Annotated in this window: 9 protein-coding genes; 1 reads left to right on the forward strand and 8 read right to left on the reverse strand. The window is 63.5% G+C overall.

The features are described 5' to 3' along the window. Positions 1-58 precede the first annotated feature (58 nt). On the reverse strand, positions 59-961 hold the full coding sequence (locus P3T21_RS00090; protein ID WP_429253901.1) for a LysR family transcriptional regulator: 903 nt from the start codon (positions 959-961) through the stop codon (positions 59-61). Between the two features lie 174 nt (positions 962-1,135). On the opposite strand from P3T21_RS00090, the gene P3T21_RS00095 reads away from it, so the two are divergent. Further along, on the forward strand, positions 1,136-1,927 hold the full coding sequence (locus P3T21_RS00095; protein ID WP_429253902.1) for an SDR family NAD(P)-dependent oxidoreductase: 792 nt from the start codon (positions 1,136-1,138) through the stop codon (positions 1,925-1,927). Here P3T21_RS00095 and P3T21_RS00100 read toward each other — a convergent pair. From P3T21_RS00100 to P3T21_RS00130, 7 genes are all read right to left on the reverse strand, one after another. Then, positions 1,883-3,058: an aminotransferase gene (locus P3T21_RS00100; protein WP_429253903.1), complete on the reverse strand. Its 1,176-nt coding sequence runs from the start codon at positions 3,056-3,058 to the stop codon at positions 1,883-1,885. The two genes, P3T21_RS00095 and P3T21_RS00100, sit on opposite strands and share 45 nt — an antisense overlap. Positions 3,059-3,213: 155 nt before the next feature. Further along, positions 3,214-4,911, reverse strand: coding sequence for an acid phosphatase (locus P3T21_RS00105; RefSeq protein ID WP_429253904.1), 1,698 nt, complete (start codon positions 4,909-4,911; stop codon positions 3,214-3,216). An 834-nt stretch (positions 4,912-5,745) separates the two neighbouring features. Beyond that, positions 5,746-7,902, reverse strand: a complete 2,157-nt coding sequence (locus tag P3T21_RS00110; RefSeq protein WP_429253905.1) for an ATP-binding protein — start codon at positions 7,900-7,902, stop codon at positions 5,746-5,748. 223 nt (positions 7,903-8,125) lie between these two features. Then, positions 8,126-9,952: an allophanate hydrolase gene (gene atzF, locus P3T21_RS00115; protein ID WP_429253906.1), complete on the reverse strand. Its 1,827-nt coding sequence runs from the start codon at positions 9,950-9,952 to the stop codon at positions 8,126-8,128. Positions 9,953-10,005: 53 nt separating this feature from the next. Continuing rightward, positions 10,006-13,629: an urea carboxylase gene (gene uca / locus P3T21_RS00120; protein ID WP_429253907.1), complete on the reverse strand. Its 3,624-nt coding sequence runs from the start codon at positions 13,627-13,629 to the stop codon at positions 10,006-10,008. Between the two features lie 172 nt (positions 13,630-13,801). Beyond that, a complete protein-coding gene (locus tag P3T21_RS00125) occupies positions 13,802-14,443 on the reverse strand; it encodes an urea amidolyase associated protein UAAP2 (RefSeq protein ID WP_429253908.1) in 642 nt (213 codons plus the stop codon). Between the two features lie 14 nt (positions 14,444-14,457). Further along, positions 14,458-15,162, reverse strand: a complete 705-nt coding sequence (locus tag P3T21_RS00130; protein ID WP_429253909.1) for an urea amidolyase associated protein UAAP1 — start codon at positions 15,160-15,162, stop codon at positions 14,458-14,460. Positions 15,163-15,171 lie beyond the last annotated feature (9 nt).

Genomic DNA, 15,171 nt, shown 5'->3' on the forward strand with positions numbered 1-15,171 from the left:
GGGAGCCGAGGAACGGTGCGCAACGTGGTGACGCGTTGCGCACCGTTTGTTTGGGACACTAACTTTTGCAGACTGTATCGCCTAACTGCTTCACGAGCGCGTCGAACACAATGCGCACGCGTTGGGGTACGGGTCCGCGTTGTGGCCGGTATACCTGGAGCTTCCATGGTTCAGGTTCGAAGCGTCTCAGGATGCGGATCAGCCGTCCGGTCGCGATATGTGACCGAACGAGATACTCGGGACACTGACTGAACCCGAGCCCCGCTTCGGCCGCTTCCATTTCGATGCCTTGATCGTCAGTGATAAAGGCCGGCGCGCGCGGGATCAACTGCTCGTCGCGACTGAAAACCCACGGCCACGGACGACCCGTCTCGCGATCGATCAACACGGTGATGGGCATCGACGAGAGCGTCTTGAGATTTTTGGGCTCACCGACACGCGCCAGCAACTCCGGCGACGCAACCACCCAGATCGGCAGGCCGCCGACGTGTCGTGCGACAAAACGGTTGTCCGCGGTCAAACCGACCCGCACACCGATATCGATCTGTTCATCGACCACTGCCGACGGAATGTCCGACAGTCGCAGATCGATGACGATTTCGGGATGCTGAATCGCGAGGTCGGCGAGCACGGGCATGACGTAGAGGCGTCCGAGCCCGGCTGCGACGGTAATCCGCACCGTTCCTCCACCTTCACCTGACGCCCCTGCGGCTTTTCCGAAGACGCCATCGACGGCGTCGAGCGCGGCCTGCGCCTCAATCGCGAAGCGTTCGCCATACGTCGTGATCTGCACGCGCCGCGTGTTGCGATGGAAGAGCGTTTCGCCGAGCGTTTCTTCGAGTTCGCGCACCGCGCGCGTCACCACCTGCGGCGAAGCGCCGATTCGCACAGCGGCATCGCGGAAGGTAGGCGCAGTCGCCGCCGCAACGAAAACGCGCAACAGGTCCAGTCGATTGAGCATGCAGACCTCTTCTGGTTAATTCCGTTTAACGGAATTGTGAATGCGTGATTATTCCATTTTATTCGACATTGGTTGCTTCCATACTGTGTTCACACCTGGCAAGACGGACATTTCGACGAAGTCGCCGGCGCTATTTTTCGCGGCCACGCGGCCGCTAACAGAACGGAGCACATCATGAATGCATCGAACAGCAACGGCGCGCGTACGCAGCGGCCGCTCGAAGGTAAAGTCGCACTCGTTACGGGTGCAAGCTCGGGAATCGGCCGCGCGTCCGCCATCGAACTTGCGCGGCGCGGCGCGAAGGTGGTGCTGGCGGCGCGCCGCAAAACGGAACTCGACGAACTGGTGAAGGTGCTCGCCGAAGAGGGCGCGGATGCTGCCGCTGTTACCGTCGACGTGACGCGTGAAGCGGACATCAAGAACATGGTGCAGTTCGCCGTCGCGACATATGGCCGACTGGACATCGCTTTCAACAATGCAGGCGTCGAAGGCGTGTTCGCGCCGCTGGTCGAGCAGAACGCCGAGCGCTATGACATGGTGTTCGAGCCGAACGTGCGCGGGGTCTTCAACTCGATGAAGTACGAGGCCGAGGTGATGCTCGCGCAAGGGACAGGCACGATCATCAACAACGCGTCGATGGGCGGCGTAATCGGGTTCGCCAACGCGTCGCTGTATACCGCGACCAAGCATGCGGTGATCGGCATGACGAAGACTGCATCCATCGAGTGGTTCCGCCGCGGCGTGCGCGTGAATGCGCTGAGCCCGGGCTTGATCGAGACGCCGTTCCATCATCGTGGCATCTGGCCTTCGCCTGAAGCGCAGCGGGAGTTTGCCGCTGCTTCTCCAGCGGGGCGCTTTGGCACGGCGGAGGAGATGGCTACGATCGTCGCCTTCCTGGCCTCTGACGATTCGACGTATGTGTCAGGGCATGCGCTGGTTGCGGATGGGGGGTATACGGTCGCGTAGGGATGGGCCACGCGAGATATCCCGCAGGAAGCCGGACACTTTCGCCAGCCCGGCTTCCAGCACTTCGCGGCTGTTCGTATAACCGATGCGCACGTAGCCTTCCATATCCATCGCACTGCCGGGCGTGAACATCACGCCGGTTTTTTCGAGCAGCGCCACGCAGAAGTCGCGGGACGTCATGTCGAGATCGAAGCGTACGAGCGCCGTCGTGCCCGACTTCGGTTTGACGTACGAGAGCAGAGGCTCCTTTGCGATCCACGCATCGAGAATCGCAAGGTTCGTGCGCAGAATATCGTGGCTGCGCTTGATGATCGCGTCGCGGCTTTCAAGGGCAATGGAAGCGAACAGATCGTTCAGCATGCCGACGCTGATCGTGTTGTAGTCGCGGTGAATCTGTACGCGGTGGATCAGTTCTACCGGCGCGACGATCCAGCCCACGCGCAGGCCGGCGAGCGACCACGTCTTCGACATGCTGCCCGTGCCGATGCCTTTTTCGTACAGGTCGGCGATCGAGGCGGTGAAGCCGTCGCCCTCCTGATCCGTGCCGCGATAGACCTCGTCGCACAGCACCCAGGCGCCGCACGACCGCGCGATCTCGACGAAGCGTTCGAGGAGGGCGCGGTCCATCAGCGAACCCGTCGGGTTGTTCGGATTGTTGATCGCGATGACGCGGGTGTTGCTTTTGACGAGACGCTTCAACTCGTCGAGATCCGGCAGGAAACCGTTCTCTTCACGAAGCGGAAGGATGTCGACGTTCGCGCCGTAGCTCGCCGGAATCGAATAATGCTGTTGATACGTCGGCAGCACGGAGATCACGTGATCTCCGGGTTCGACGAGCGTTTCATACACCAGCGCGTTTGCGCTGATCGCGCCGTGCGTGATCAGCACATTCGGTACGTTCTGCTTTTCGTACAGCGACGCAACGTTCGAGCGCAGCCGCTCGGTGCCGTCGATGGCGCCATACGTCAGCTTGAGCGGCAGCATCTCGCCGAGGATGGTGTCCTGCCTGCCGGACATGCGCAGCAGTTCCTCAACCGTCAACGATTCGACGCAGGTTTCCGCGAGATTCAACTCGCAGCGGTTCTCGTAGAGATCCATCCAGCGTTCGACACCGAATTCCCTGATTTTCATGACTTCCGTCCTCGATTGAAGAAGCGCACATACATCATGCCGTGATCAACGGTCGCGGCGGCACGCGACCTCCCGGCATCGGGTATAGACGAAAAGTCTATTGTGGACTTTAAGGAATCATCCGGAGCGCGCGATATCGATCAGCCCGCACAACATCACGCAAGATCGAGCGCGCCGGTCATATCGCCGGGCGGCGCCAGGTTGTTCTGCGCGAACGCGCGGTCACGGGCGACGACGCCATCGAGCGGCACCAGTCCGTGCACGCGCGTAATCAGCCGCAGAATCGAGTTGGTGTCGTAGACGGTGTGATCGACGTAACCCTTTTTCGCAAGCGGCGACACGACGAGCGTCGGAATGCGCGAGCCCGGGCCCCAGCGGTCGCCTTTCGGTGGCGAAACCGGATCCCACCAGCCGCCGTTCTCGTCGTGCGTGACAATCACGACGGTGTTCGCCCACAGCGGGCTGCGCTGCAGATGATCGATGACGTTGGCGATGTGACGGTCGCCCGATTCGACATCCGCGTAACCCGCGTGCATGTTCAGGTTCCCCTGCGGCTTGTAGAACGTGACGGCAGGAAGACGTCCCGCATCGATGTCGGCGATCAGAAGGTTCGTCGACGCGTCGTCGCCCGTGCCCGCGTCGCGCAGATGTTTCCTGCGCGCATCTGTGCCGGGTGCGAAATTGACGAAGTAGTTGAACGGCTGGTGGTGATACTGGAAGTCGGGGACGGCGCCCGTGTCCTGATGATCAAGCGCGTATTGCCACGCGCCGCTGTACCACGCCCAGTCGACGCTCTTATCCGACAGCCGGTCGCCGATCGTCGCGTAGGTCTGCGGCAGCAGCACCTTCGGATTGGACGGGTCCGCGCGATTCGGGTCACCGCCTTCCGCAGGCCGTACGCTGCTCGGCATGTAGGGCGGCGCCATCGTGTTGACGGCGTAGCCGTCCGCGGTGAAGAGACCGTCGTTTTCATACTTCGGCGGCCCGTTGAGCGCCGACGCCGGGGAATCGGCGGCGAGCTTCAGCCGCGTGCCTGTCGGGTCGTCGCCCACGACCACCGACACCAGTTTCTTCGCGGGGCTGTTATGCACATCCGGATAGAAGGGCGCCTGCGCCGAAATCAGGAAGATATGGTTGAGCCACGAGCCGCCAAAAGCCGCCATGAAGAAGTTGTCGCACAGCGTGTATTGCTGCGCGAGGCTCCACAGACGGAGTGAATCAGCCGAGTTTCGATAATGACCCATCACGAGTCCGCCCGAGTCCGCCCACGCGGCGAACTGGTTGTTGCCCCCGGCGCTGATCTGCATCTGGTTCTGATAGAAGCGATGCACGAGGTCGCGCGTGATGACGCCGTTCGGCAGTGGTGTGCCGTGCGCGTCGGCGATCCGGAACGGACCATTGGGCAGGCCAGCGATGTCGCGCTCGGCGATCATGTAGCGCTTGCCGTCCACTTCCTGCGCCTGTGGCACGAGACCGCCCCAGATCTTCGGCAACTGCGGTAACGGCGTCTTGCCGTCGCGGTCGAGTTGTACGTAACGCTCGGCGGGCACTGCGTCGAGCGGATGCTGCACGCCCGGGAAGTTGCCGTACAGATTCGCGAAGCTGCGATTTTCTGCATAGATCACGACGATGTGGCGAACCTGATCGTTCAGCGCGGCGTTGAGCCGGAGGTCGGCCGCGCTGAGCGGTCCGCCGCCGTTCGCCGATGTCTGCGCGGAGGTATGGCAGCCTGTCAGCGCCAGACCGATCCCGACCGCTGCAATGCCGGTCAGGACACGACGGCGGTCGGGATCGTCAGGCTGGTCTGCTGGCTGGGCATTGGCGGGAGGAAGAGTTGGGTCGTCGGGCTGCATCGGCGCGTCTCCTGGCGGGTGGGCGGGTTGACTGCGGCATGATTGGCGGCTGCCCGGCGTCAGACAGAACCGCACGCGGAGCCTGGCGCGTGGAACCTGACGCGCCTCGTGCATCCTGACACTCGTTGCGGCATGTCCGCAACCGTCGATTGCCTGATCGTTGACGAGACCAAAGGGCTGACCGGAAAGCACCGTCGCGAAACCCGTCCATGAAAGGGGGGCGCCCACGCCGACCCAGCCTGAGTCGACCCGGCGATCAATGGTGAGGATTTTCAGGAGTCTCGTAGCGTAATGGCTGATCTGCCCGTCCGGCGAGTTTTCTGCCATGAGCTTGGTGTGATCGCCTGCGATTCCGCAACGCGAAATATCGGGCGTGGGCAGCGATGGGAAAACCCTCTCCGCGCGAATGAATGGTCATGCGGAGAAGCCTTTAAACAAAGGCTCTCCGGGCAGCGTGTCCGACCACGACGTCGCGCGGGTTGAGCCATCGCGGGCCGCGAATATGTCTGCGCATGAGGGCGGGTGGCGAATCCAGAAGGCATCCGCGCCACTCGACGCTACAACCCGCTGCGAGGTGGTCTATCGCGTTGAGGTGAGGTTTTTCGGGAGCACGCAACGGTGCAAGGATGACCTGTTCACGCAGCCCCACATGCCCTCACAGCCCCTTGACGCCACGCTCCGGGCCGCCTCGAATGCAACGGCCAAATCTTTTTGCGCATAAAGGCGTCGCCTCAACCAGCACGCGTCACCGTCGCTCATCGCGAGCGATAGACGGAATAGCGGGCTCACAACGTAAGTGGGCGCTAACCAGGGCGGTTGCGTCAACGGCTCTCATCAAGGCGTGCACGCCACCAGTCCCCGCAATTCATCGATATCGAACGGCTTCGCCAGAATCGGCACACCGAGGTGCCGGGCGCGTTCGAGTTCGTCGGCGTAACCGGTCATCAGCGCGATCCGCTGGTCCGGCCATGTCCGTTTCACCCGCTCCGCGAGATCGATCCCGCTCAGGCGGCCGGGCATCTGGATGTCGGACAGCACGAGATCGAACGTGTCGCCCGCATTGAGCGTATCGAGCGCGGCGTCGGCAGTCGGCTCGTGACGCACCTTGCAGCCGAACACTTCCAGCACGGCGGCAACGCCCGCGGCCACATCGTCGTTGTCTTCGACGAGCAATACCGTGCCCTGCGTTGCGTCCGCACTGGAGGGCGCAGGATGTGTAACGGGCTGAAGCGGAACCTGCTCACCCTGATAGCGCGGCAGATAGAGCCGCACGGTTGTGCCGCGCTCCGGCACGCTGTCGATGCGTGCCGTCCCGCCGGCCTGTTCGCACACGGCCAGCACCTGCGCGAGTCCGAGGCCTGTCCCTGCGCCGCTGAACTTCGTCGTAAACAGCGGTTCGAACGCGCGCTTCAACACGCTCTCCGACATGCCTTCGCCGTCGTCCGTGAGCGATACCAGCACGTATTCGCCATCGGGCAATGGTGTGTCGCTCGCCGTCAGGCGCACGTTCTGGCCGCGAATGGCGAAGCGTCCGCCAAGCGGCATGGCGTCGCGCGCGTTCACGGCAATGTTGATGATCGCAAATTCGAGTTCCGTCGCGTCCGCGAACACCGGCCACAAGTCAGAGACCACCTGCATGCTGACCTGCACCTTGTCGCCGACGGCGGTCTGGATCAGATGCGTCGCGGCTGGCAACCAGCTGGCGAAGTCGATGGCGTCCTGCTTGAGCGGCTGCTTGCGGGCGACGCTCAGGAGTCGCCGCGCCAGCGACTGCGCGCCGACCGTCGCGCGCTCGACCGCCACCACTTCGCGCTCGAGATTGTTGAAGCCTTTGCGACGCGCGAGCCCCATGTTGGTCGAGACGACCATCAGCAGATTGTTGAAGTCGTGCGCGACGTTGGCGACGAGGTTACCGAGTGCGCCCATCCGGCGCATCTGCCGGCTCGACGCTTCCGCGGAAAGACGCATTGCCACTTCGGCCTGCCAGCGCTCCCACGCGATCTGCTCGGCGCGCAGTTGCCGCAGCGAGAACAGCACGAGCACGCATACCGCGAAGCACGGCACGGCGGTGATCGCTGCAATCAGCAGATAGTGATGCCACCACTCGTCGAAGATCGCGTCGGTGGCATAGCCGGTCACGACATAGAGCGGATAGCTGCCGACGCGCCGGAACGACAGCAGACGATCCACGTCATCGACCGTCGACGTCATGCGCAGGCGGCCGAACAGCAGGCCGTCGTGCAGCGCGCGCGTGAACGGCGTATTCGCGGCGGGCATGACGCCCGGCTTGCCTTCCGGATAGCGCAGCAGAATGCCGCCATCACGGCGATAGAGGCCGATGGTCACAGGCGGATTGTCGCTAACGAGTTCGCGGTAGAAATCGGCGAAATACTTTCGTTGCAACGCAATCGATACGACGCCGAGAAACTGGCCGTCATTGATCGCCGTGCGGCCCGTGTTCGTCACGAAAACGTCAGCCTGGCCGATGACCCCGCGCAACGGCAGCGAGAAATAGGGCTCGGGCCGGATCGCGCGCGCGGAGAGAAAGTCTTCGCGATTCGCCACCGACGCTTTCGGCACCGGGTAGTAGCGGCTCGACGCGAGCACATCGCCTGTTTCGCCGAATACGGAGATCGCGGCGATCTGCGGAAAGTCACCGCCGATGGCACTCAGCCGCCGATGTATCAGCGCTTCATGTGCGCGGATTTCGGCGTCGTCGCTGTCGTCGAGCAGATCGATGATGCGCGTCGCCATTTCGTTGTTCAGATCCAGCACCTTCAGCGCGTGTTCCTGTGCAACCCGCACGAGGCGATCAGTCACATCGTTCGCGTCGATCGTGCGGCGCTGATAGTCGTAGTACCCATAGCCGATCAGGCAGACCAGCGGGATCAGCACGGCTGCCGCGAGGACGACCTGGAGGATACGGCGCGTCGCTGCAAAATTGCGCGACGGGAGGGGCAGGTCGAGTGCCGAGGACTCGGTAGGACGCAAGCTCGCTCGCTCCCGTGGTGACGAAAGGGACATCGTACCCGGTACTCGACCGTCAGGAGCGGTTGACACCCGGGAGCGTGCGATCCCCTGACGGCCTGAAGGTGAGAGGGTTCGGGAGCGTTAGCGCAACCGTTTCAAGGCGACAGGTGAGAACATCCGGGACCCGTCGGCCGGTGAGCCGCGCCGGCCGGCGCGGTTCACCCTGGCATCGCGAACAGGGTTATCAGGCGCTCGCAGCGGGATGCGTTTCCTTCTCGCGTTCAGCGAGCCACGCGCGCCATCCGCCGGTGTGCGTGATGTCGATGGCATCGTCGAGACCTTGTGATTCGCAGATGAAACCCGTCTCCCAACTGCCGTCCGCGAGTTCGACCTTGCCGAGTCCGAGCGGTGCGGCAATGCCGGTCAGGAACGAGCCGAGTTCAGCGCTTGACAGGTCCCAGACTTCGACTGCGATCGCGGCGCCTTCCTTGTCGACGCGCACCATGCCCGGCCGTGCGATGCTGCCGCCGGCCAGCGCGTAGAGACGGTAGTGCGGCGCGCTCAGCGTCGCTTCGACGAGGCGCGCACCGCGGCGCTTCAGTTGCCCATTGAGCGGCAGACCATCGAGGTGCGCGCCGCACACCACCACGCGCGTACGGTCATGACGTGCAACACCCACAGGCGCATCGAGGTCGCACGAGACGCCGCCGACGAGCGGCAGTTTGAGCGTGCGTTGCAGGTCGTCGGCGACGCTGAGCAGGTACTGATCGGTGAACGCGCGACCGAACAGCGTGATGCCCCATGGCAGACCGTTCTTCATGAACCCGATGGGCGCGGCAACGGCTGCGTAGTCGAGCAGGTTCATGAAGTTGGTGTAATAGCCCAGCAGCGAATTTGCGCCGATCGGGTCGCGCTCCAGTTCGGCGAGCGTCACCGGGCGCGGGAACGACGGCGTCAGCACGAAGTCGACGGTTGCGAGCACCGCGTCGCAGGTTTTCTTGAGCGCCTGCAGACGGTACTGCGCACGGAATGCATCGACGGCGGTCGCGCCGGGCGCTTTCGCCAGCACGTCGCGAATCACGGGCAGCACGGCGTCGGGTTGCGTTTCCACCAGTTCGCCCGCGACGCTATAGCGCTCCGCGACCCACGGTCCTTCGTACAGCAGCTTCGCGGCCTCGACGAACGGCGCGAAGTCGATCTCGACGGCTTCGCCGCCCATCGCTTCGAGCGTCGAACGCGCGTACGCGAACAGCGCCGGGCTTTCGTCGCAGCCGGCAAATTCGGGATCGCGCGGCACGCCGAAACGGAAGCGCGCGATCCTGCCGAACGCCGCGCCGTCATTCCATTGCGGATTGGCGCGGCTATAGGCGTCGGCGGGGTCTTCCTGCGCGGTTAGCGCGAGCAGCTCGCTGGCTTCGCGCGCGGTCGCGGTGAGGAACGTCACGCAGTCGAGCGTGCGGCACGCGGGCACGACACCTGACGTCGAAAGCAACCCCTTTGTGCCCTTCAGGCCGACGAGGTTGTTCAGCGCGGCGGGCACGCGTCCCGACCCGGCGGTGTCGGTGCCGAGCGCAAAGCTCGCGACGCCGAGCGCCACGGCCAGCGACGATCCCGAACTCGATCCGCCTGACGGATATTCCGGCAACACGCTGTTGCGGCATGTGCCGTAAGGCGAGCGCGTGCCGTTCAGGCCGGTCGCGAACTGGTCGAGATTGGTCTTGCCGAGCGGCACCGCGCCGAGCGCGATCAACTGCTCGACGAGCTTCGCGGAGGCGGCCGGCGTGTACGCAAATGCAGGGCACGCGGCCGTCGTAGGAATGCCGGCGAGATCGATGTTGTCCTTGATCGCGAACGGAATGCCATAGAGCGGCAACGATTCGATGTCGCGTGTTTCGAGCGCGGCGAAGTACGGTTCGAGTTCCGCGTCGCTCAGCAGATGAATGAACAGGTGATAGTCCGCGTTCAATGCGGCGGCGCGCTCGCGCAGCTCGCCGATCAACTGGCGCGGCGTCTTCTGTCCTGCGCGGTACGCCGCGCGCAGCGTCGGCAGACGCATATCGAAGGAAGGCATGCCGGCTCCTGTTTCCGGGTTCGTTTGTGTGCTCATGGTCACGGCTTCAAGGTTCATGCGCGCCCGATCACCACGACGCGCTGGCCTGCACGTACCGGCGAGCCAGGTGCGACGTATACCTCGTCGATGACGCCCGCGCACGGTGCCGTGACCGAGATTTCCATTTTCATCGATTCAATAATCAGCAGCACGTCGCCGGTCGCGACTGTCTGGCCCGGGTTCACGTGCACCTGCCAGAGGTTGCCCGCGATCTCGCTGTCGACGGCGATCTGATGGTCTTCGAGCGGCGTGGTATCCGCGTCGTCGGCGACAGGCGGTTCCAGCGTTTCTTCCGCGCTCCCCGCTTCGTGCCAGCGTTGACGTTCTGCCTGAAACGCCGCCTGCTGACGCGTGCGGAATGCGTCGATCTCGCCCGCTTCGCGATCGAGAAAACCTTGATAGTCCGCGAGCGACAGTTCCGTCTCTTCGATCTTCAGCGGATAACGGCCGAGCGGAAAGTCGGCGCGAATCTGCAGCAGTTCACCGGCAGGGACTTCGTAGAAACGGATCTGGTCGAAGAAGCGCAGCAGATAGGGGCGTCCCGCAAAATCCGCGGTCTTGCGGAAGCGATTCCACATCTGCAGCGTGCGGCCGACGAACTGATAGCCGCCCGGACCTTCCATGCCATACACGCACAGATAGGCGCCGCCGATGCCAACCGAATTTTCCGCCGTCCACGTGCGTGCCGGGTTGTACTTGGTCGTCACGAGCCGGTGGCGCGGATCGAGCGGCGTCGCGACCGGCGCGCCGAGATAGACGTCGCCGAGACCCATCACGAGATAGCTCGCATCGAAGACGATGTTCTTCACGGCATCGATCGAATCGAGATCGTTGATGCGGCGGATGAACTCCAGATTGCTCGGGCACCACGGCGCATCCTTGCGCACGGTCGTCATGTATTTGTCGATCGCGAGCTGGCACGCCGGATCGTCCCACGACAGCGGCAGATGCACGACGCGCGACGGCACGCGCAGATCCTGTTGCAGCAGCACGCGTTGCCATGTGCTTTCGACGGTCGCCAGCAGCTTTGCGAGCGGCAGGCATTCGGGCTGATAGTGAATCTGCAGCGAACGGATGCCGGGTGTCAGGTCGATCACGCCATCGAGGTCGAGCGCTTCGAGCGATTGCATCAGCGCGTGGCCGCGAAAACGCAGCACGAGGTCGAGTTCGGCCGGTCCGATTTCGAGCAGCAGATGCGTGTCGCCTGAAAGACGCGCGACGAGACGTTCGCGTTCAGCGCCGATGTCGAGGACGATCGGCGAATCCAGCGTGGGTGTTTCGTTCGCGTGCGTTACCGTGAGCGGCGTGGCATCGGCATGGGCTTCCAGCGTCGCGGTTTCGTGATTGCGTGCGACTGCGGCGGCGCGTGCCATTGTGATATCGACGGGAACGAAGCGCACCTTGTCGCCGGCTTTGAGCTGACCGATCTGCCAGAGGTCGGCTTCGATGATCGTCACGGGGCACACGAAGCCGCCAAGGCTCGGACCATCGGGCCCAAGAATCACAGGCATATCGCCGGTGAAATCGATCGCGCCCACCGCGTAGGGGTTGTCGTGAATGTTCGACGGATGCAGACCCGCTTCGCCGCCATCCTGACGGGTCCATTCCGGCTTCGGGCCGATCAGGCGCACGCCCGTGCGGCTCGAGTTGAAGTGGATCTCCCATTCGGTCGCGAGGAAGCGCTCGATGTACGGCACGCTGAAGTATTCGGGCGCACCGTGCGGGCCATAGATCACGCGCAGGACGCGCACGTTTTCCAGTTGCGGGGTGAGCGTTGAAGGCAACGTTGCGCCCGCGCTCTGATCTGCAAGCGGCTGTAGATGCAGCACGTCGCCGGCACGCAACGCGCGGCCGCCGTGTCCGCCGAACTGGCCGAGCGTGAATGTGCTGCGGCTGCCGAGATATTGCGCAACATCGAGCCCGCCGCGCACGCACAGATACGCGCGCGCCCCAGCGCCCCGGATCGTGCCGAGCGTGAGCGTTGTTCCTGCCGCGATGAACAGCGTCGTGTTCATCGGCTGCGCGATGTCATCGGTCGTGACAGGTAGCGTCGCGCCTGTGATGGCGATCACCGCATCCGTGTTGAAGCGCAACGTCGGCCCGCTCATCGTGATTTCGAGCGCGGCGGCTTGAGCGTCGTTGCCCAGCAGACGATTGCCGAGACGCAACGCGCGGTCGTCCATCGGACCCGACGGCGGAATACCGACCGCCCAATAGCCGAGACGCCCTGGGTAATCCTGCACGGTCGTCTGTGTGCCGCCGCTCAGCACCTCGAACGTAGCGGCGTGATAGCGCAGGCCTTCCAGGCAACGCGTCCACGGTTCGCCGCTGGCGAATGGCGTGTCATCGAGAATCTGGCGCAGATAGTCGCGATTCGTTTCGACGCCGTAAAGCCGCGTTGCACGCAAAGCTTCACCCAGCGCGTGACGTGCTTCATCGCGCGTTGGCGACCAGGCGATCAGCTTCGCGAGCATCGGATCGAAATACGGCGGCACCTCGCAACCGGCTTCGATCCACGTATCGATACGCAAAGCACGACCATCGGCCTCGGGAAATGCGACGTCGGTCAGCAGACCCGGACTCGGCTTGAAATCGCGGCCCGGATCTTCGGCGTAAAGACGCGCCTGGATCGCATGACCCGACGGCCGCAGATCGCGCGCGAGCATGTCGAGCGGCGCGAGCGTGCCGGCGGCCAGTTCGATCATCCAGCGGACGAGATCGACGCCCCAGACCTGTTCCGTCACGCCGTGTTCAACCTGAAGGCGCGTATTCACTTCAAGGAAATAGAAACGCTGCGCGAGGCTGTCGTACACAAACTCGACCGTGCCTGCCGAGCGATAGCTGACGGCCCGCGCGAGCTTGATCGCCGCGTCGCACAGTTCGTCGGCCATGCCTTCGGGCAGATTCGGTGCGGGCGTTTCTTCGAGCACTTTCTGATTGCGTCGCTGCACAGAGCAGTCGCGCACGCCGAGCGCAATCGCGTGACCTTTGCCGTCGCCGAAAACCTGCACTTCGAGGTGACGCGCGCGCTCGATGTACTTTTCGAGGAACACGCCCGCGTCGCTGAAATTGTTCTGGCCGAGTCGCTTCACGACTTCGAACTGCGATGTCAGTTCGTCCGCCGAGCGGCACACGCGCATGCCGATGCCGCCGCCGCCCGCCGTGCTTTTCAGCATCACCGGGTAGCCGATGCGTTCCGCCGCGCTTAATGCCGCTGCGATATCGTCGAGGAGGCCGGTGCCTTCGAGCATCGGCACGCCCTGTTTGCCGGCGATTGCGCGGGCCGTGTGCTTCAGGCCAAAAGCGCGCAACTGGTCAGGCGTCGGTCCGATGAACGCGATCCCGACCGCTTCGCACGCCTCCGCAAACGCCGCGTTTTCCGACAGAAAGCCGTAGCCCGGATGAATCGCCTGAACACCTTCGGCGCGCGCGATACCGAGGATCTTGCCGACGTTGAGATACGTTGCGCCGGCCGCGCCTTCGCCGAGGCCGTGCGCAACGGTGGCTTCGATGACGTGACGGCTCGCGCGATCGGCTTCGCTATAGACGGCGACGCCCGCCACTTCGAGTTCGCGCAGTGTGCGCAGAATGCGGCAGGCGATGGCGCCGCGATTGGCGATGAGAACTTTCTCGAACATGAGAGGACGTGTCAGACATGGGCGGGTCGTCCCGCCACGTGGGCATGCATGCCGTGGTCGTCCACGGCATGTCAGCGGTGCTGCGTTTAGCGCTTCGGCGAAGCGCGCTGCATCGGGAAAAGACGTTCCGCGCGCGCCTTCAGCATCGCGTAAAGCCAGTCACGCAAGGTCTTCAGTTCCATATCAGCAGCTCTGCGGGCGTCGGGTTGTACGCGTTACACGGGTTGTTCAGCTGCGGGCAGTTCGAGATCAGCACGATCACGTCCATCTCCGCGCGCATCTCCACGTACTTGCCCGGTGCGGAAATGCCGTCTTCGAACGTGAGGCCGCCGCTTGCGGTGACCGGCACGTTCATGAAGAAGTTGACGTTCGCGCTGATGTCGGTCTTCGACAGACGGCCGTCGTGTGCGCATGCGCGCAGGTAGTTATCGCGGCAGCTGTGCATGTAGCGCTTTTCGAGCGCATAGCGGACGGTGTTGCTTTCCTGCGCGCAGGCGCCGCCGAGCGTGTCGTGACGGCCGCAGGTATCCGCCACGATTGTCAGCATCGGATTGCCGAGGTTCGAATACAGCACGGTGCCGGTCGTCAGATACAGGCTCTGCTGGCGACGCAGCGTGCGTTGCGCGTCGTAGCGTTCGCGCGGATCAGCGAGACTGTAGAACAGCGTATCGACAGCCTGATTGCCTTCGAGGTCGTGGATGCGCAGGGTCTGGCCGGCTTTGACTTCCTTGAGCCACGGTTCGCCGGCGGCGAGCGTTTCGCGGTAGACCGCTTCAGCGGGATTCTTTGTGCTTTCGGTGAGCGGTGTCGTCATCTGGCGTGCTCCGGTCAGAGGAAGAAGCGTTCGGTATTGATGAAGCCGCGGCCGTTTTCGTCGCACGATGTGCGGCAGATTTCTGCGACCTGCGGGTCGGCTGCGCTGAGCGCCAGCTTGACCGGCTTCGGCGCGTATTCCGGATTCGGATCGAGCGGATGCTGGATCGCCGTCAGCACGACCAGCGTGTTCATCGGCGCGTACAGCTCGACGTAGTCGCCCGCTTTCGAATTGCCGGGAACGAAGCTCATTGCGCCTCTATCGGTGACGTCGACGCGGCTAAAGAGATTCAACGTCATCAGCAGATCGGAGAGGCCTAAACCCCATTTGCCGAGTTCGACCAGCAGGTTGTCGGTGCCATTGCGGAAGAACGCGTTGCGCAGTTCCTGATAGCGCCCTGTGCCGTATTTCTCGTGCACTTCTTCGGCATTCGAGATGCCTGCGAGCGTGTCATGCCAGCCGCACGTATCCGCGACGATCGCTGCAAGCACGCGGCCCATGTCGGAGTACAGGCAGTGACCTTTGGTGAGCTTTGCGGTGTGCTGGCACTTGAGTGTGTCGGGCAGGTTCAGGCGTTCGCTCTTCTCAGCAGCGTTGACCATCATCACGCTGAGATTGGCGCCGCCGCGCAGATCGGTGATACGCAGCAGCTGCCCACGTCTGACGATCAGCGACGTGTGGCCGCCGCCGGGCATGTTTTCTTCGAGTAGCAGATCCATGTTGAGTGT

This window comes from Paraburkholderia sp. GAS334, assembly GCF_050436625.1.
Lineage (GTDB): Bacteria > Pseudomonadota > Gammaproteobacteria > Burkholderiales > Burkholderiaceae > Paraburkholderia.